General features: G+C 70.8%; 16 protein-coding genes. 11 read left to right on the top strand and 5 right to left on the bottom strand.

The genetic code is table 11. The annotated features are described in order from the left end of the window. The first annotated feature begins 222 nt into the window (after positions 1-222). Positions 223-429, top strand: a complete 207-nt coding sequence (locus ACGFJ7_RS40885; RefSeq protein ID WP_203777612.1) for a DUF397 domain-containing protein — start codon at positions 223-225, stop codon at positions 427-429. Between the two features lie 4 nt (positions 430-433). Here the strand turns inward: ACGFJ7_RS40885 and ACGFJ7_RS40880 are convergent, their stop codons facing one another. Both ACGFJ7_RS40880 and ACGFJ7_RS40875 read right to left on the bottom strand, forming a co-directional pair. Next, the gene (locus tag ACGFJ7_RS40880; RefSeq protein ID WP_392647493.1) at positions 434-1,231 is read right to left on the bottom strand and encodes a helix-turn-helix domain-containing protein; all 798 of its coding nucleotides are present in this window, start codon (positions 1,229-1,231) and stop codon (positions 434-436) included. Between the two features lie 114 nt (positions 1,232-1,345). Continuing rightward, positions 1,346-2,092 carry an SDR family oxidoreductase gene (locus ACGFJ7_RS40875; protein ID WP_360256847.1) on the bottom strand — a complete coding sequence of 249 codons (747 nt, stop codon included), beginning with the start codon at positions 2,090-2,092 and terminating at the stop codon, positions 1,346-1,348. 87 nt (positions 2,093-2,179) lie between these two features. Here ACGFJ7_RS40875 and ACGFJ7_RS40870 point away from each other — a divergent pair, with 87 nt between their 5' ends. The 4 genes from ACGFJ7_RS40870 to ACGFJ7_RS40855 all read left to right on the top strand — a co-directional run bounded on the left by ACGFJ7_RS40870 (position 2,180) and on the right by ACGFJ7_RS40855 (position 5,721). Further along, entirely contained in the window at positions 2,180-2,767 is a 588-nt protein-coding gene (locus ACGFJ7_RS40870; protein WP_392647370.1) for a TetR/AcrR family transcriptional regulator, read from the top strand. A 91-nt stretch (positions 2,768-2,858) separates the two neighbouring features. After that, a complete protein-coding gene (locus ACGFJ7_RS40865; protein WP_392647367.1) occupies positions 2,859-3,983 on the top strand; it encodes a hypothetical protein in 1,125 nt (374 codons plus the stop codon). After that, positions 3,980-4,891 carry an ABC transporter ATP-binding protein gene (locus ACGFJ7_RS40860; RefSeq protein ID WP_360256853.1) on the top strand — a complete coding sequence of 304 codons (912 nt, stop codon included), beginning with the start codon at positions 3,980-3,982 and terminating at the stop codon, positions 4,889-4,891. Before ACGFJ7_RS40865 ends, ACGFJ7_RS40860 begins: the two co-directional genes overlap by 4 nt. After that, positions 4,888-5,721 carry an ABC transporter permease gene (locus tag ACGFJ7_RS40855; protein WP_360256856.1) on the top strand — a complete coding sequence of 278 codons (834 nt, stop codon included), beginning with the start codon at positions 4,888-4,890 and terminating at the stop codon, positions 5,719-5,721. The genes ACGFJ7_RS40860 and ACGFJ7_RS40855 overlap by 4 nt, the downstream gene beginning before the upstream one ends. A gap of 4 nt (positions 5,722-5,725) precedes the next feature. Here ACGFJ7_RS40855 and ACGFJ7_RS40850 read toward each other — a convergent pair whose 3' ends face one another. Beyond that, positions 5,726-6,502 (bottom strand): lipase, encoded by a 777-nt coding sequence (locus tag ACGFJ7_RS40850; protein ID WP_360256859.1) that lies wholly within the window; start codon positions 6,500-6,502, stop codon positions 5,726-5,728. 7 nt (positions 6,503-6,509) lie between these two features. After that, positions 6,510-7,250 (bottom strand): SDR family oxidoreductase, encoded by a 741-nt coding sequence (locus ACGFJ7_RS40845; protein WP_360256861.1) that lies wholly within the window; start codon positions 7,248-7,250, stop codon positions 6,510-6,512. A 371-nt stretch (positions 7,251-7,621) separates the two neighbouring features. Between ACGFJ7_RS40845 and ACGFJ7_RS40840 the strand changes: the two genes are divergently transcribed. Beyond that, entirely contained in the window at positions 7,622-9,061 is a 1,440-nt protein-coding gene (locus ACGFJ7_RS40840; protein WP_360256863.1) for an RICIN domain-containing protein, read from the top strand. Beyond that, complete coding sequence (locus ACGFJ7_RS40835; protein ID WP_360256865.1) at positions 9,058-10,473, top strand: endo-1,4-beta-xylanase; 1,416 nt, start codon at positions 9,058-9,060, stop codon at positions 10,471-10,473. Before ACGFJ7_RS40840 ends, ACGFJ7_RS40835 begins: the two co-directional genes overlap by 4 nt. Positions 10,474-10,519: 46 nt before the next feature. On the opposite strand, the gene ACGFJ7_RS40830 is transcribed toward ACGFJ7_RS40835, so the two are convergent. Next, complete coding sequence (locus ACGFJ7_RS40830; protein WP_360256867.1) at positions 10,520-11,350, bottom strand: aldo/keto reductase; 831 nt, start codon at positions 11,348-11,350, stop codon at positions 10,520-10,522. 250 nt (positions 11,351-11,600) lie between these two features. Between ACGFJ7_RS40830 and ACGFJ7_RS40825 the strand changes: the two genes are divergently transcribed. The 4 genes from ACGFJ7_RS40825 to ACGFJ7_RS40810 all read left to right on the top strand — a co-directional run bounded on the left by ACGFJ7_RS40825 (position 11,601) and on the right by ACGFJ7_RS40810 (position 18,501). After that, positions 11,601-14,363, top strand: a complete 2,763-nt coding sequence (locus ACGFJ7_RS40825; protein WP_392647362.1) for a BTAD domain-containing putative transcriptional regulator — start codon at positions 11,601-11,603, stop codon at positions 14,361-14,363. 162 nt (positions 14,364-14,525) lie between these two features. Further along, the gene (locus tag ACGFJ7_RS40820; protein ID WP_360256871.1) at positions 14,526-15,512 is read left to right on the top strand and encodes a S66 peptidase family protein; all 987 of its coding nucleotides are present in this window, start codon (positions 14,526-14,528) and stop codon (positions 15,510-15,512) included. A gap of 75 nt (positions 15,513-15,587) precedes the next feature. Beyond that, complete coding sequence (locus ACGFJ7_RS40815) at positions 15,588-17,198, top strand: AAA family ATPase (RefSeq protein WP_392647360.1); 1,611 nt, start codon at positions 15,588-15,590, stop codon at positions 17,196-17,198. Further along, a complete protein-coding gene (locus ACGFJ7_RS40810) occupies positions 17,176-18,501 on the top strand; it encodes an AAA family ATPase (protein WP_392647358.1) in 1,326 nt (441 codons plus the stop codon). The genes ACGFJ7_RS40815 and ACGFJ7_RS40810 overlap by 23 nt, the downstream gene beginning before the upstream one ends. The last annotated feature ends 207 nt before the right edge of the window (positions 18,502-18,708 follow it).

Genomic DNA, 18,708 nt, shown 5'->3' with positions numbered 1-18,708 from the left:
AGGCGCCACAGTGGAATCATGACAGCGGGTCCAGGCCCGTGCAAGATTTCACGAGGACGGGTCTCACGATGACAGGATGCATCCTCGGCGGGTTTCGGCTACGGTAAGTGCCGCCGCTTTCGTGGTGAAAGTTTCGGCCGTCTGATTCCGCACTTCAGGCGGACGTCGGAGCGGTGTCATGTCGATTACATACAGCGAGCAACGCCAGGGGCGGGGGCACTGATGAGCAGCGAAACCGGCTGGATTATTTCCAGCAGGTCGACGGGCAACGGTGGCAGTTGCGTCGAGGCCCGCCGCCAGGACGGCCTCATCGAGGTCCGTAACAGCAAGGCCCGCGAGGCCGGCACCGTGGTGTTCACGACCGACGAGTGGGACTCGTTCCTGTTCGGCGCCAAGCGCGGCGAGTTCGACCGGCTCCTCACCGACTAGCTCGTCACTGGAACTCTCCGACCGGTACGGAGACTTTGAGGATGAGATCGAACACCCGCCGGTATTCGTCGATCTCGACCTGCTCTTCCAGGTAGAGCGCGCCGACGTGGGATTCGAGGTAGACCACGTCCGGGTCGTCCGGATCGTCGAACTCCAGAATCCGGAAGGCGCCGGCCATCGCCGCGTGCGCCCCCACCGAGAACGGCAGCACCCGGATGTCGGCCGTGTCCTGTTCGGACAACCGCCGGAGATGCTCGATCTGCCCTTTCATCACCTGCTCGCCGCCGACCGGCCGGGTCAGCGCCCCCTCACCGAGCACTGTCACGAGGCGGATCGGCGGCCTGCGGGCGAAGAGTGTCTTCTGCCGTTGCAGGCGCAGGTTGATATGGCGCTCGGCGATCTCCGAGTCGGCCGGCTGCTCGGCGCCGAAGACGGCTCGCGCGTACTCCGGGGTCTGAAGCTCGCCGGGAACGATCTCGCCGTCGTACCCGAACATCCGGGACGCGGACGCCTCCAGCCCGACGTACAGCTTGAACCACTCGGGGATCACCGGGCTGGCGTCCCACCACTCCTGCTGTGACGTGCCCAGCGCCAGGTCGGCCAGCGCGTCGGTGATGCTCTGGTCGGCACCGTAGAGCCAGCACAGCGCGCGTACGTTGGCCCCGGTGACCGGCACTTTGCCCGTCTCGATGCGGTGCAGCGTCGGCTCCGAGATGCCCAGCCGCGCCTGCACCACATCACGCCGGCTCATCCCCGACGCGGTGCGCAGCCGCGTCAATCGCCGCCCCAACGCCCGCCGCACGACGCGTTGGCCTGTGACCGGCACGCCTTACCTCCGTTTGCCAACCCCTGTGGACGGTGATGCCGACCACCGTACCGGCAACGCCGCGTTGTCAACAGGCAACTCGTCGTCCCGCTAAGCGCCGTATCCGCCGTCGATCCTCAGTACGGCGCCGGTGACGTACGAGGCCTCCGGGCCGGCCAGGAAGACGACACCCGCGGCGATCTCCTCTCCCCGGCCGTAGCGCCCCATCGACGTCGTCGGAAGGAACACGGCCGCGGCCGGGCCGTCGGCGGGGTTGGCGTCGGTGTCCACGAATCCGGACTGGATGACGTTGACCGTGACGCCCCGGCCGGCCAGGTCGCGGGCCACGCCCCGGCTGAAGCCCTCGAGAGCCGACTTCGTCGCCGTGTAATACGCCATCCCGGGGAACCCGGCCCGTGTTCCCACGCCCGAGCTGATGCTGATGATCCGCCCGTCATCGGGCAGCAGCGGCAACGCCTCCCGGATCGCCGCCGCCGGGCTCCGGTAGTTGGCGGTGAGCTGCCGCTCGATGGCGGCCTCGTCGGGATCGGCCTCGTCGATGCGGCCGCCGCCACCGATCCCGACGTTGTTGACCAGAATGTCGAGCTTTCCGAAATGATCGGCCACCTGGTGGATCAGGCCCACCGCCTGCGTCACGTCCGCCTGGTCGGCCCGGAACGCCGCCGCCCGTACCCCTTTCGCCTCCAGGTCGGCGACCACGGCCTTGGCCCGGTCCTCCGCGGCCACGTAGCTGATCGCGACGTCGGCTCCCTCGTCGGCCAGCGCCCGGGCGATCGCGGTCCCGATCCCGCGCGATCCGCCGGTCACGATCGCCACCTTGTTGTCCAGCTTCCCCATGACGTCCCCACTCCCTCGAGTTCTTGACTGTCCGGTCCAGATTAAGGGTAATGGACCGCGCGGTCAAGAACCGGTATCCTCGATCGCATGGCACGTCCGCGAGGGTTCGACGAAAAGCAGGTACTCGACGCCGTCCGTGATCAGTTCTGGGACGCCGGGTACGCGGCGACCTCCCTGGAGGATCTGATGCGGGTCAGCGGGCTCGGCAAGGGCAGCCTGTACGCGGCGTTCGGGGACAAGCATCAGCTCTTCCTCCGGGCGCTGCGCGGCTACACCCACGAGCAGCACGACCACCTCCGCCAAGCCCTCGCCGAGACACCCCGGGCCCTGGACGCGCTCCGCAAGATCCTCGAGCCACCGATCGGTGACGGCCCGCGGCGTGGCTGCCTGATGGCCAACAGCACCCTGGAACTCGGCAACGCCGATCCCGAAGTCCTCGATCACGCCCACCGCACCTACGAGACGTCCACCGCGCTGATCGCTGACGGCGTCGCCCGCGCGCAACGCGAGGGCGACCTACCCGCCGACGCGGATCCGATCGCGCTCGCACGGGCCCTGTTGGCCGCGCAACAAGGACTGCTCTTCATGAGCCGGACCGGCCTGGACGCGGCCGCACTCACCGCCACCGCCCGATCCTTGGCCGGCCAAATCCTGCCGGATCACCGCGAAGGCTGAGCCCGCCAGGCCGACCGGACCGCTCGCCGAAGTCGCCGTTCGCCAGCAGCCGGCGGCACCGACTGACCGCGCGGGGTACCGTTGCTGGTCTATGTTCAGCGGCCGCACCGTCGTCAGCGCGCAGAGGGCGCGCCGGTGGTCGGTGGTGCTCGCCGTCGCGCTGGTGCTCGCGACGATCCCGGTGGTCCTCAACGCCTGGCCCGTGCGGGCCACCGGCGGGGACCTCGCGTTGCTGCGCGACCGCATCGCCGCCTCCGGAACACAGAGCTTTCAGGGGTACGTGCAGAGCACCGGCCGGCTCGGCCTGCCCGCGCTGCCGAATCTGTCCCAGGTGACCGCTCTGCTCAGCGGCACCACCGAGATGCGCACCTGGTACGCCGGGGCGGACCGCTGGCGGGTGGACGTGCTGGGCCCGGGCACCGAACAGGACCTCTACCAGACCGCCGAGGGGCAGGTTCGCTGGGACTACGGCGAAAGCCAGCTCACCCGGATCCTCGGTGAGCAGCCGTTGCGGCTGCCTCGGGCGGCCGACCTGACCCCGCCCGAGCTGGTCCGCCGGGTGCTGCGCCTGGCCGCCGGCGACCGCGTCGATCCGCTGGCCGCCAATCGGGTCGCCGGGGTGGACGCGGCCGGGTTGCGGCTGGTGCCGGCCGAACCCGGCACGACCGTCGCCCACGTCGACATCTGGGCCGACCCCGGGACCGGCGTGCCGCTGCAGGCCGAGATCACCGCGAAGGGTGGCACCCGCCCGGTGTTCGTCACCCGCTTCCTCGAGGTCCAGTTCCGGGTGCCCGACCCGAGCGTCCTGACGCCGCCGGCGGAACGGCCCGGCATCGGATTCACCGTCACCGAGGCCCCCGACATCCTCGGTGTGCTCGCGGACCGGCAGCCGGCGGCCATGCCGCAACGGCTGGCCGGCATGCAGCGCCGCGACACCGTGCCGGGCCTCACCGCGGCGGGCGCGTACGGCGCCGGGCTGAGCGCCTTCGTCGTGGTGGCGCTGCCGAGCCGGTTCGGGTCGCGGGTCTTCGAGCAGCTCGCGGCGTACGGCCGCGTCGTGACCGTCCCGGCCGGGACGGCGGCTCTCATCGCGACCGGGTTGCTCACCGCGCTCGTGGTGCGCACCGCGAGCGGAAACTGCCTGGTGACCGGCACGGTCGACGCCGCCCTGCTGGAGCGGGCGGCCGGCGATCTGGCCCGGGAGGCCAGCTGTTGATCACAACGCGCGATCTGACCAAGCGGTACGGCCGTACGGTCGCCGTCGACGGAGTCGATCTCGACGTTCGCGAGGGTGACCGGTACGGCCTGCTCGGCCCGAACGGGTCCGGCAAGACCACCCTCGTCCGGATGCTGCTCGGGCTGGTGTTCGCCACCCGCGGCGAGATCGAGGTGCTGGGCCGGCCGGTGCCCCGGCGCGTGCACGAGGTGCTGCCGTCGATCGGCGCGCTCGTCGAGGGTCCGGGCGCCTATCCGCACCTGTCCGGGCGCACCAACCTGGAGCTGTTCGACGCCAGCGGTCCGGGTCCCGGCCGGCGCGGCCGCCGCCACCGGGTCGGCGAAGCCCTGGAACGCGTCGGACTCGCCGGCATCGACCGTCGCCCGGTCCGGGCCTACTCACTCGGGATGAAACAGCGGCTCGGGCTGGCCGGTGCCCTCCTGCGCCGGCCGCGCCTGCTGATTTTGGACGAACCCACGAACGGGCTCGACCCGCGCGGCATCCGCGAGGTCCGCGACCTGCTCGGCGAGCTGAACGCGGAGGGAACGACGGTGTTGCTCTCCAGCCACCTGCTGGCCGAGATCGACGCCTTCTGCACCCGGGTCGGCGTGATGGACCGCGGCCGCCTGGTGGTGCAGGATGAACTGGCCCGGATGCACGAGCCCACCGGCCGGACCCTGATCAGCACCCCTACCCCGGAGCGGGCCGCGGCGCTGCTCGACGGCCGGGTCGAGCGACGCGACGGGGAGTCGCTGATCGTCCGCGGCGCCGATTCCGGCGCGCTCACCGCCGAACTCGTGGCGGCCGGCGTCACGGTCACCGCGGTCGTCCCCGAACGGCGCACGCTGGAACAGGTGGTGCTCGAGGCGACGACCGGGAGCGCCGACCGGATGGAGGGCGACCGATGATCCGGGTGGAGCTCGCCAAGCTGTTCCGCCGCCCCCGTACGTACGTGATCGCCGCCTTGCTCTGTGCCCTGCCGTTCATCGTCGCGGTGTTCCTGGCCACCACCGAGATTCCCCCGCCGCCGGGTCAGGGTGGCGCGTTCCTGTCGGCTGTGCTCAGCAACGGCGCCCTCTATCCGGCCGCCGCGATGGCGCTGGTGCTGCCCGTGTTCCTGCCGGTGTCGGTGGCGGTCCTGGCCGGTGACGCGGTGGCCGGCGAGGCGGCCGCCGGCACCCTGCGCTACCTGCTGATCCGTCCGGTCGGCCGGACCCGCCTGCTGGTCGCCAAGCTGATCTCGCTGGTCGCCTTCGTGCTGTTCGCCATCGGCGCGGTGCTGGTCACCTCGTACGTCACCGGGGTGACCCTGTTCGGCGCGGAGACCAGCTCGGCCGGGATCGCGCTGCCACCCGACGTGACCTCGCTGTCCGGTGTCACCATCAGCCCGGCCGGCCTGGCCCTGCGGCTGGTCGCCACCGTGGCGTACATCGTCGTGTCGATGGTGGGGGTCGCGGCCATCGCGCTGTTCCTGTCGACGGTGACCGACTCCGCGCTCGGTGCCGCCATGGGCGCGCTGGCCGTCCTGGTCACGAGCCAGGTCCTGGTCACCCTGGACGCGGCGGCGGCCGTCCGGCCGTACCTGCCGACCCGATACTGGCTGGCCTGGGTCGACTTCTTCCGCGAGCCGGTGCTGTGGCGCGACATCGAGCGCGGCGCCGCCATCCAGCTCGTCTATCTGGTCGTCCTGCTCGGCGCGGCGTGGGCCAACTTCGTCACCAAGGACGTGGCGGACTGAACCGCTAACCGCCGCCGGGACAGGCCGTGGGGGCGGCCAGCGGCTCGACGCCGAGTGCGGCGACGACCAGGGCCGACACCCGCGGATCGGTCGGCAGATCGCCGTGCGACACGCGAGCCCGGGGGCAGACGCTCTGCAACGGCACGTTCACCGCCCCGGCCAGCCGCGCCGAGTCGGGCGGCTGCACGGTCTCGTCGTCCTCGGTCCAGATCGACAGCCACGGCAGGCCGTCCGGCAGCGACTCGTCGATCTCCCGCAACAACGCGCTGCCCGGGACCAGCTGACGACAGGCCGCCGGGCAGGCGTCCGGAGCGAGCGCCGCACCCTCCCCCGCGATCCGCGTCCCGTGCAGGGGCGAGCCGAGCGTCACGACGCGGCGGGCCACCCGGGCGCCGTCGTACCGGTCCACCCACAGCCTGGTCACCACCCCGCCCGCCGAGTAGCCGACGACATCGACGGAGCCGCCGGCCTCCCGAAGGGCCTGGCGCACCGCGCCGTCGAGCGCGCCGGCCTGTTCGTAAAGGTCTCCGGTGCCCTCCCCGGGCAGGGTCACCACCCGGGCGGTACGCCCGTCCTCGCCGAGGCGACCGGCGAGAACGCTCAGTGCGGCGCGGCCACCGCCGTACCCCGGAACCAGCAGCACGATGCCCGGCCGGGTCTGATCCGGGCGGACACCGTCATCGCCGCCGCCGCGGAGCACGCGCGCGCCGATCACCACCGACGCCACGACGACCAGGACGCCGGCCACACCAGCGAGCAGAAGCCGACGTCGCGGTGACATCACTGCCTCAGCTCTGCTGTTCGGTGCTCCACAGCTGCCACACCGTCGTGCGCACCGAACGGGGCTGTTCGAGTACGACGCGGATCGTGTGTGCCACGTCCTCGGGGCGCAGGTAGGCGTCGAGGTCCGGGGAGCCCTCGGTACGGCCGGCGCCGATGGCGAACTCGGTGGCCGTTCCGGCCGGGCAGATCAGGGTGACGCGGGTGCCCTCGGCGCGCAGCTCGCGGTCGAGGGAGCCGGCCAGCCCGACCTGGGCGTGCTTGGTGCCGGCGTACACGGCCTCGTCGGCGCCGCCGCGGAAGCCCGCCACCGAGGAGACGATGATGATGTCGCCGCCGCCGTCCTGCGATCGGAACTGTTTGACGGCTGACCGCGCGCTCCAGACCGTGCCCAGGTAGTTGGTCTGCACCATTTCGGTCAGGGTGTCGTCGTCGAGGTCGAGGATGCCGCCGTACGCGCCGATGCCCGCGTTGGCGACCATGGTGTCGAGCCGGCCCCACTTGTCGACGGCCGCCTTGACCAGGGCGTCGCTCAGAGCGGGGTCACGGACGTCGCCGACGACCGGCACGACCTTGTCCTCGCCGAGGTCACTGACGATCTTGGCGAGACGGTCCTCGCGGCGAGCCGACACGGCGACCCGCGCGCCGGCGTCGACCAGCGAGTAGGCGGAGGCCGCGCCGATACCGGCGCTGGCGCCGGTGATCGCGACGACGGTGCCGTCCAGGGAGCGGGTGGTGGCATGAGGCATGGGGCTCTCCCGGCTGATGGAACGATCTTGTTGAGTGGTGCTTACCCAGCATCGGCCCAAGTACGACTGCCGCCGACAGATTGAGCCGCGGAGGTCGCTGTTAACCTTCACAATTCGCGATAGCGGAGTTGTCATAATCGGCGAATAGATGGGGCGCATCATCGCCAGAAAGGTGTTACCTAGACCCGGCCGGTCAGGTCGCGACGCGCTAAAAAATACGCTGGAAACGGATACATCCGGTAATTTCCCAGCCCAGGCGAACGCGCTAGACATCGATGTTTATCACTTGACCGGCGTATCGGTTAACGCTAACTTCACGGCCACGCAAGCATCGGGTCGCGCCGAACGGCCCTGGTCGGGAAGGAACCGAGATGGTGACGACACGTGCGGGCCGGGTCCTGCTCGCCGCGGCGCTGGCCGTCGCCGGCGCCATGGTGATCCAGGAGCCCGCGCACGCCGGCACCCTGGAGTTCCGCGGGGTGAACTGGGCCGACCAGCGGGACAACTTCGTCGACGGGGTGCTGTACGTGTCGGGTCTGGGCTCGGCCGACACGTACGCCACGGCGTCGGTCGTCGCCGACCGGGTGGTCGGGCAGCTCTACTCGATCACCGGGGCCAACACCGTCCGCATGCCGATCAACGAGCCGACCGTCGCAAGCTACTGGAACACCTACACCGGCGCGATCGACCAGGCGCTCACCAAGGGCAAGGTCATTCTGGCGTACTGGGCGCACAGCGGCGGCCGGCCCGCCGACGCCGCGGCCTACGACCGGATGTGGGACACCGTCGTAGCCAGGTACGCCGGCAACAGCAACGCCTACTTCGAAGTCATCAACGAGCCGCACGGATACTCCACGGCCGATCTGAACAACCTCTACAACGCGTGGCTCAGCCGGCACGCCGATGTACCACGCGGCCGGGTCATCCTCGACGGCGCCGGGCTCGCCCAGAACGTCGCCGCGGTCGGCCAGGACGGCCGGCTGGGCAACACCCTTCTCGCCGTACACGATTACTCGTTCTTCGCCGGCTTCGAGGACGAGACCTCGTGGGCGAACCACATCGCGAGCTCCATCGGCGGGTACGCCTCTCGCACCGTGGCCACCGAGTGGGGCGGCCCGATGGGCCCGGGCAGCAAGAACGGCGTCTCGTACGACACCATCGACTACGACATACCCAGCGGATCGTTCTTCGCCGACTACATCCGAGGCGTCAGCGGCAAGCTGCGCGAACTCGGTGTGGGTGGGGTCTACTGGCCCGGCCTGCGCGACGGCGACTGGTACAGCCTGACCCGGCGTACCGGCAGCGGCCCGAACCTGAACCTGACACTGACCAACCCCTCCGGGCTCAACCGTCTGCGGTATTCGTGGGGGCTCGGCACCGGGGGCAGCACGACGGTCCGCATCGTCAACGCCGCCACCGGCCGGTACGCCGACGGCCTGGGCCGTACCGCGTCCGGGTCCGACGTCGGCCAGAGCTCCGCCACGACCAGCCTCGACCAGCGGTGGGTGGTCGAGAACGCCGGCACCTATGTGCGAATCCGGAACCTGCGCACCGGGCTGTACTTCGACGGCATGGGGCGCACCGTCAACGGCAGCGCCGCCGGCCAGTACACCGGCGGAACGTCGGCCAACCAGCAGTGGACGGTGGTCACCGACGCCAACAACGTGCGGCTGCGCAACCGGGCCACCGGCCTGTATCTCGACGGTATGGGACGGACGGCGAACGGGGCGAGCGCCGGTCAGTACAGCGATTCCGCCAGCACCAATCAGCGGTGGAAGATCGTCGCCGCGGAAGAGGGGAAACAGCGATGAACGAAGCCCCCGCCCACTCGCGGCGCCGTACCCGCGGCCGTGCCCGGCTGCTCGTCGGCGGTGCCGTCGCCGTGGTGACCGCCGTGGCCTCGGTGGCCGTGGCCACCCTCGCGCACGCCGGCCTCAACGACCCGCCCGGGACCACGCTGAAGGCGGCGGCCGAGCGCAGTGGCCGGTACTTCGGCGCGGCCATGGGAGGAGACCGCCTCAACGACTCCGGCTTCCTCGCCATCGCGAACCGCGAGTTCGACATGATGACGGCCGTCAACGAGATGAAGCCCGACGCGACCGAGCCCAACCGCGGCCAGTTCGACTTCCGAGCCGGTGACGCGATCTACAACTGGGCCACCCAGCACGGCATGCGGGTGCGTGGCCACACCCTGGCGTGGCACGCGCAGCAGCCACGATTCTGGGGCAGCCTCAGCGGCGGCGGCCTGCGCACCGCGATGATCGACCACATCAACGGCGTCATGAGCCACTACCGGGGCAAGCTCGCGTACTGGGACGTGGTCAACGAGGCCTTCGCCGAGAACGGCGGCCGCCGCTCGTCGAACCTCCAGTCCACCGGCAACGACTGGATCGAGGTGGCGTTCCGCACCGCGCGCGCCGCCGACCCGTCGGTCAAGCTCTGCTACAACGACTACAACATCGAGAACTGGACGTACGCCAAGACGCAGGGCGTCTACAGCATGCTGCGGGACTTCAAGGCGCGGGGTGTGCCGGTCGACTGCGTGGGCCTGCAGACCCACTTCACCGGGGGCAGTTCGCTGCCGGGCAACTTCCAGCAGACACTGTCGAGCTTCGGCGCCCTGGGGCTGGACGTCGCGCTGACCGAGGCCGACGTCACCAACGCCTCGGCCACCCAGTACGCCGGGCTGACCCAGGCGTGCGTGAACGTTCCCCGCTGCGTCGGCATCACGACCTGGGGCATCCGCGACAGCGACTCGTGGCGCGGCAACGAGAATCCGCTGCTGTTCGACCGCAACAGCAACCCCAAGGCCGCGTACACCGGCGTCCTGAACGCCCTGAACGCCGCCACCACCACCGTGCCCGGGACGAGCACGCCCCCCAGCACCCCAGGCAGCACGCCGCCGGTCACCGGGCAGCCGGGCGCCTGCACGGCGACGTACCGCACGGCCGGCACCTGGGACGGCGGATTCCAGGGCGAGGTCACCGTGACCAACAACGGCTCGGCCCCGCTCAGCGGCTGGACCGTCCAGCTGACGCTCGCCGGCGGCCAGAGCATCGCCAACGTCTGGAACGGCGTCAACACCGGCACCGCCGGAACGGTCAGCGTCCGCAACGCGTCGTACAACGGCTCGCTGGGTGCGAACGCCTCGACCACGTTCGGCTTCCTGGCCAACGGAAGCAGCGGGACGGCACCAGGCGTCGCCTCGTGCACCAGCCCGTGACCGGGCGGGGGCTCCTCAGCCCCGGCCCGGCGTCCTCACTTGCCACTCACCACCAGGGTCGTTCGAGGGCCTGGTCGGTCCCGCCGGTGTGGTCCAGGCCGTCCAGGACGTCGACGTCGGCCGGGGCGAGCTCGAAGTCGAAGACCTGACCGTTCTGCTCGATCCGCTCCCGGTGGGTCGACTTGGGCAGCACGATCAGCCCGCGCTGCACCGCCCAGCGGATCAGCACCTGAGCCGGGGTGCGGCCCACCCGCTCGGCGATCTCGGCCACCTGCCGGTCGCGCAGGTGACGGCCGGTTCCCAGCGGGCTGTACGCCTCCAGCGCCACGTCACGGTGTTCGCACGCTTCCAGCAGTCCGCGGCGGAATTCGAACGGGCTGAACTGAACCTGGTTGACGACCGGCTTCACCTCCGCGACCTTCAGCAGGGCGTCGACCTCGGCCGCGCTGAAGTTGGAGACGCCGATCGAGCGGGCGTAGCCGCGCTCATGAGCACGCTGCATACCGTCCCAGGCCCAGGTCGGACCACCCTGCGGCCAGTGGACGATGTACAGGTCCACCGAGTCGACACCGAGACGCTCCAGGCTGCCCCGGGCCTCGGCCTCCGGGTCGCTGGAGCCGGGATAGAACTTGGTCGTGATGAAGACGTCCTCGCGGGCGACGCCGCTGTCGCGCAGCGCGCGGCCCACACTGGCCTCGTTGCCGTAGGCCTGCGCGGTGTCGATGTGTCGGTAGCCGGCCTCGAGCGCCCACCGCACCGCGTTCTCACATTCGGGTCCGTCGGGCACCTGCCACACGCCCAGCGCGAGCAGCGGAATCTCCGTGCCGTCGGCGAGCACCCGCGCCCGGCCGTCCTGCGTCAGTTTCCCTGCTGCCATTTCGTTCTCCTGCCCTGGTGGTCAGCGCCTGCCTCCGGTCGTACGGCAGGCGCCGCTGGCACCCTCCTACCCACGCCGCCCGAGAACAACCGGTATTCCGTGACGGTCCGAGAACCCATCCGCTCGGACACCGGCCGGCGATGTGGCGCTCCGCGCCGTCCTTGGTCTCCCGGCGTAACGTTGCGTCCAAGATCTGGACGGCCGGAGCGCGGAGAACTTGGAACCTATTCGATTCACTCTGCTAGGTCCGATGCATGCCTGGCGAGGAGACGAAGAGCTTCCTCTCGGCGCCAAACAGCAGCGGATCATCCTTGCCCTCCTCCTGTCCCGGGCCGGCGACTCGGTCAGCCTGACCGATCTGGTCGAGGCGCTCTGGGCCGACCAGCCGCCCGGCAGCGCCCTCAACGTGGTTCATCGGTACGTCGGTGCCCTGCGCCGCCTGCTCGAGCCCGGGCTGCCCCGGCGGGCCGAAGGGCAGTGGCTCATCGGGTCCGGGGGCAGCTACCGGATGCGGGTCACCGCCGATTCGTTCGATCTGCTGGCGTTCCGGCGCGACGTCGAGAAGAGCCGGGCGTCGGCCGAGTTGGGACGCTTCGAGGAGGCGCTTGAGCAGATCTCGGGGGCGCTGGAGCTGTGGCGTGACCGGTGTGCGGCCGGCCTGGACGCCGCCCTGTCCGATCATCCCTGGTTCGTCGCCCTCGAGAACGAGTGCACCGGCGTCGCCCGCGAGGCGGCCCGGCTCGCCCTGCGATGGGGGCGGCCGGCCGCGGTCCTGCCGGCTCTGCGCCGGTCGGCGGCCCGTAACCCGTTCGATGAGACGTTGCAGGCTGACACCATGCTGCTGCTCGCCGCCGACAGCCAACCGGCGGAAGCGCTCACGTTGTACCAGCAGGTGACGAAAACGCTGGACGACCAGCTCGGCGTGAGCGCGGGCCCGGAACTGCGCGCGGCATTGCAGTCAGTTCTGCACAGCGGCGACGAGGTCACGGTAGCGGCGGAGCCCGTGGGATCCGCCGCGCCGGACGGCTCAGCGGGCGCCGCCGGACCGGTCCCGGCGCAGCTGCCCTCTGACCATCCCTATTTCGCCGGCCGGCAGGAGGCGCTCGACGACCTTCTCGGCCGCGCTCGGCGTCAGACAGGCTCTCTTCGCATCTTCGTCATAGACGGCATTCCGGGCATCGGCAAGACGACTCTGGCCGTCCATCTGGCTCACCTCCTGGCCGCGGACTTTCCCGACGGGCAGCTGTACGCCGACCTCCGGGGCTTCGACGCCTTCCGTCAGCCACTGGACCCGGCCGAGGCGCTGCAGGGGCTGTTGTCCGGCATGGGCGTGATCGGGGTGTCCGACGGCGACGACCTGGAGGTACGCGCGGCGCTGTACCGCAGCGTCCTGGCCGGTCGCCGCGTGCTGGTGCTGCTGGACAACGCGTACGACGCCGACCAGGTCCTGCCGCTTCTGCCCGGCAACGCCGAAAGCCTGGTCATCGTCACCAGCCGCACCCGCCTGGCGCGGCTGGACAGGACGATGGGCGCGCATCTGATGACCTTGGACGTGCCCGGACCCGAGGAGGCGCGGGCGAGTCTGGTCAGCCGGATCGGGCCCGACCGGGCCGAGGCCGAGGCGTCCGCGCTCGACGAGATCATCGAACGCAGCGGGCGCCTGCCCCTGGCCTTGGCTCTCGTCGCCGCACGCGCCGGCGACCAGCAACTTCCGGCGATCGCGGCGGACCTGCGCTCGGCGCGCCGCAGTCTGGACGCGTTCGACGACGAGAACCTGGACAACGATCTGCGCGCCATCTTTTCGTGGTCCTATCACCGGCTCAGTCCCGCCGCTGCGCACTTGTTCCGGCTGCTCGCGGTACACCCCGGTCCGGACATCACCGCCGAGTCGGTGGCCGCCCTGGCAGATCTCGGCCCGGCCGAGGCCCGCACGTTGCTGGGCGAACTGATTCGAACCCGGTTGGTCATCCAGCATCGGCTCCACCGGTACCGGCTTCATGTGCTGGTCCGCACGTACGCCACCGAGTTGGCGGCGGCGACGGACAGCCGAGCGGAACAGACGACGGCGGCCCACCGTCTGCACGACTTCTACGTCCGCGCCGCCGAGGCGGCGAACCGCACCGCCGAGGGGCCGGGCGGCTCGGACGCCGAAGTCGCCCAAGCCATGGAATGGTTCATCACCGAACACGAGGTGGTGCGCTCCATCGTCGAGGACGCCGCCGGCCGGGGCGATTCCGCCACGGCCGGGCGAATGGTGGTCTCGTCTCAGTTCTTCTATCACCGGTACGGCTGGTGGAACGAGTGGCGCGACGTGGCTCAGCTGGCCGTGGAGGCGGCCGAACGGGCCGGTGATCCGCTCGGTCAGGCCCGGATGGAGCGGTCCCTGGCCGGTGCCCTGTACTTGCAGAATTACTACGAGGAATCGTTGACCCGCTTGCGAGTGGCCCAGCGGCTGTTCGAACAGGCGGGAGAGGATTCCGAGCGTGCACGGGTGCTGACGAACATCACCCGAGTGCTGCTCAGCGAGGGACGATATGCCGAGGCGCTGCGACACCACCGCCAGGCGCTTCTGATTCTGCGCACTCATAGTCTGCCCCAGGCCGAGGCGGCCGCCCTGCAGGTGATGGGTAACCACTTGGCCGCCGAGCGGCCCCGCGTGGCGGAATCCCTGGCCCGGAGGGCGGCCGATCTGTGCGCCGCGATGAACGACACGCAGGGCCTGGCCATCTGCGACGAATTACTCGCGCGATGCGCGTTGGCCCAAGGCCGGCCGGTCGAGGCGCTGGAGTATTCCGACCGTGGCATCAAGCGACTGACGGGCACCCATTTCCGGCTCGTGCGTTCCGAGGCGCTCACCACCCGGGGAGACATCCTCGTCAGCATGGGACGAACCGACGCCGCCCGCGAGGCTTGGCGCGAGGCTCTGACGCACTTCGACGATCGCCGGGTTCGCTACGCGATCGCCCTGCAGGAGCGGTTACGGCAGGTGACGCCGGATCAGGAGCCGGCCTGACGGCGGCGACACAAGATTCACGTCGCGGACATTGAACCCGCACCTGCCGGGGCCGTCCCCTTGGTGCCGTCACTTTCCGCTGCGCCGACTCTTGAGAAATCTGGTTACGACATGTCCGCTCTCCGCTTTCCCGCGTCCCTGCGACCTGGTGACCGTATCGGCGTGACAGCGCCGTCCGGCGGCGTCAACGCGGCCCTACGGCCCCGGATGGACTTCGCCGTGGCGACGCTGGAGAAGCGTGGCTACGACGTCATCGTCGGCGATCGCGTGAACGGCGACGGTCACGTCAGCGCTCCGCGCGCCGAACGAAGCGCGGAGTTGACCCGGATGCTGCTCGAACCGCGGATCCGGGCCGTCGTTCCGCCCAGAGGCGGCAGCGTCGCCATCGACCTCCTCGACACGATCGACTGGGACGCCGTACGGGGCGCGGAGCCCACCTGGCTGTGCGGATACTCCGACATCTCGACGATCCTGCTTCCGCTCACCCTGCTCACCGGCATCGCCACGGTCCACGGCTCGAACCTGCTGGACACCCCGTACGAACCCGCACCCGGTCTCCGGAGCTGGCTGGACGTCGCCGAGCTTCCGGCCGGGGCCACCTTCACCCAAACCTCGCCCGGCCGCTACCACAACGGCGGCGGACCGGCCGAGTGGTCGGCGCGCCCCGAAGCCACGACGATCGGTTACGAATCGGCCGGTTCCTGGCGGCTCCTCAACGGCCACGCCGACGACATCCGCCTGGCCGGCCGGCTCATCGGGGGCTGCGTCGAGACACTGGGCAATCTGGCCGGAACCGCATACGGGGACACCAGCGCCTTCGCCGGCCGCTACGCCCCCGAAGGCCTGCTGATCTACGTCGAGGTGGCCGGCGCCGAGGCCGACGAGGCTTGCCGGACCCTGCACGGCATGCGGCTGGCCGGCTTCTTCGAGCGCGCCACCGGCATCCTCATCGGGCGAACCGCCGCCCCGTCGATCCCCACCTTGACCCAGGACGAGGCCGTGCTGGACGCGCTCGGAGCGTTGGGCGTACCGATCGTCGCGGACGTCGAGTGTGGGCACGTCCCACCCACCATGCCGTTCGTCAACGGGGCGAAGGCCACTGCCGTTGTCGCCGGCGGCGTCGGCCGCATCACCCAGACCCTGTCCTGAGCTTTGATCGCCTCTCTCGCCCCGCCGGACAACCAACCATCCGCCTTGCACGTATGAGCACATCAGTAGGGGGAAATGACGGTGGACCCGAAGGAGATACGCCCTCCCCTGCTGAACCCGGTGGCCGGATCCGGTGGTATCGCCGCGACGGCCCCCGCTCCGGCCGTCTTCGCCACACTCGTCGGCCGCGAGAAGGAGTGCCGGCGGCTGCGCGACGCGGCTGCCGCGCTGGCCGGCCACACCGGTCGCAGCATTCGCGTCCAGGGCACCGCCGGTATGGGCAAATCCGCGTTCCTGAGCGCGGCGCTGCGCGATGTGGTCCCGGCCGGTGGCCGGGTCGGCTGGGCCGCGGGGAGCGAACTCGCCCAGCGAATACCGTTTCGCGTCCTGCTCGAATGCCTCGAGACGGCATTGCCCGACGACAACCGCTGCGAAGCGCTCCGGCGGCTCTCCGACGAAGTGACCGACGGCGCGACTCTGGCCGGGGCCGCCGGCCGGGCGGCCGGCCTGATCCGCGGTGCTGCCGCCGATGGGCCACTGATCCTGGTCGCCGACGACCTGCAATGGGCCGACGCCGGCACCGTGCGGGTATGGGATCTCCTCCGGGACAGCACGCGCGAGATGCCCTTGCTGTTGATCGGGGCGACCCGCCCGGGCGAGGCCCAGCCGCCGGGCGCCGATGAGGTGATCGAACTGACACCGCTGCCGGCAGCCCACGCGAGCCAACTCGTCCGGACCGTGATGGGCCGGGAGCCGGATCGCCGGCTCATCCGCGAGATCGTCGTCGAGGCCGCCGGTAACCCGTGCTATCTGCGACTTCTGGCCGCGAAAGGCTCCGTCCGGATCACTCCGGAACTCACCTTCGCCATCGCCGGGCACCTGGAGCATTACGCCGGCGCCACCCGGCGGGCGCTGAACGCCGTCGCGCACCTGGTGGCCGGGGACGAAAGCGTCGACGTCGCCGGTTGTGAACGCGGCGACCTGGCCGTCGTCACCGGCCGCGGCAGTGAGGACCTGCTTCGCGACCTGGCGCCGGCGGTTCGCGGCGGTGTGCTGACCGTGTCCGGTGAACGCATCGAGTTTCGCTGCCGGATCGTCGCGCGCGTCCTGCACGAGGAGGGCTCCGCCCCGCTGCGTGTGATGGTGCACCGCTCGTTCGCCTCGCGCCTGGCGGACGCGAACCGGCCACCGGAACGCGTCGTCGGGCAACTGCTGGCCGGGCCGGTGCCGATGCGAGGCCCGATTGTGGGCTGGCTGACCGACCACGTCGAGTCGCTGTTCGAGCGCACGCCCCACCTGGCGCTGTCGACCCTCGAACAAGCACGCTCTCAGGACGGCATCGCCTTCGCCGACCGCCTGGTCATCACCGCCTGGCTGGCCCGGCTGCGGCAGCGGCAGAACCGCGATTGCGTGGCCGAGGCCGACTGGGTGGCCGCGCACACGGACGATCCGCTCCTCAGGGGTGAGATGCGCTGGCTGGCCGCGCTCGCCCACGAGCGGAACGGCAACCACCTGCGCGCCGCCGGCATCGCCTGGGCCGAGTTGCGTGACGGCGGCGCTCCCGCGTCGCGGCAGAGCGGCTTCCGGTCCCTGCTCGACCGGATGAGCCCGCACCTGCCGTCCACCGCCCGGCCTTCCCTCCCCCGATCGGTGACCACCGGGCATGACACCGCAGTCAACTGGTGACCGGCGGGCCCGGGCCGCGGCGGCTCCCGGCGACGACGGCCTGGTGACGAGCCTGGCCGGCCGTGAAGCCGAGGCCGACCGGCTACGGGCGCTGCTCACCGAGACCGCCGAGGGCCGGGGCGCGGCCGTGCTCGTCGAGGGCGAGCCCGGCATCGGCAAGTCCGCGCTGCTGAACGCCGCTCTGGCCGGGGCCGGCGAGCTCGGATGCCACGTGGCCTGGGCCGTCGCGGACGAAAGCGATCAGAATGCTCGAACGCCGGTCGTGGCGCGGGCCCTCGGCCTGACCGGCGTCGAGGCGAACCCTTCGGAGGCCTGGCGAATTCTGGCGTACGTCCGCGACGCCTGCGCGAGCGCCCCGCTCGTGCTCGTCGTCGACGGTTTCCAGTGGGTCGGCGAAACCGACGTGCTCATGTGCGAAAGGCTGATCGCCGCTACCCGGCGACTGCCGCTCCTGGTGGTCATAGCCTCCCGCCGGCAACCGCGTGGCCGTGAACTGACCCCGCTGCGCCGCGCTGTGCGGGCCCGCCACGGGCACGTGCTGTCCCTGGGCCCCTTGCCCGCGGAAGCCGTGGCGGACATGATCACGGTCGCGGCCGGGGCGCCTCCCGGCCCGAATGTGGCCGAGGTGGCCCGTTCGGCAGGCGGTAACCCGTACGTCGTCCAGCAGGTCATCAACTCCCTGATCCGCCGAAACGCGATGCGGATCATCGACGGCCGGGCCGACATCGACCCGGCCGCACCCGTACGGATGCCACAGTCGGTCCGCACGGCGGCGCGTGCCGCGGTCGACCACCTCGGCGACAGCACGCGGGAGACGCTGCGGGTGGCGTCGCTGCTGGGCATGAGCTTCGCGGTGGACGACCTGGTCGCCCTGACCGGGCGTACGCCACTCGGCCTCATGGCCGACTTGGCGGAGGCGATGGCCGCCGACGTCGTGGTCGATACCGGGACCGAGCTCGCGTTCCGCGACACCTTCCTCCACCGGGCCGTCTACGAGAGCATTCCGGACGAGATCCGGGCGGCCTCGCACCGGCGCACGGCCGAGGTGCTCGCCCGCCTGGGCCGGGCGGACACCCGGGTCCTGGAACAACTGGTGGCCACCGCGCCCGAGGTCACCGAATGGGTGGTGAGCTGGCTGGCCGGCCACCACGCCGAGGTGTCTCGTCGCCACCCGCGCGAGACAAGCGAGCTGATGCGTCACGTTCTGGCCACCGCGGTGCCGACCGAACAACAGCGCCGGAGTCTGCGGACGGCCCTGAGCCGGCTGGACTTCCGCAACGAGCGATGGTCGACGGATTCCTGATCATGACCCGGGCGGCAACGGCAACATCCGCCAGAGGTCGCCGGAGTGCGCGGCTTCGATGGCGGCCGTGGCGGCATTCCAACTCGCGGGGAAGTCCGCACGGGCGTCGGCCTGGCGTACCCAGTCCCGGGTGCCGCTCGATCGGTGCGGCGAACGCGGCGTCGTCGCCGTCGAGGGCGGCGCGGACCAGTTCGGCACTCATGCCTG

The sequence above is a fragment of the Actinoplanes sp. NPDC048988 genome (assembly GCF_043197815.1).
Taxonomy (GTDB): domain Bacteria; phylum Actinomycetota; class Actinomycetes; order Mycobacteriales; family Micromonosporaceae; genus Actinoplanes.
This window is presented reverse-complemented; position numbering and strand designations above follow the sequence as displayed.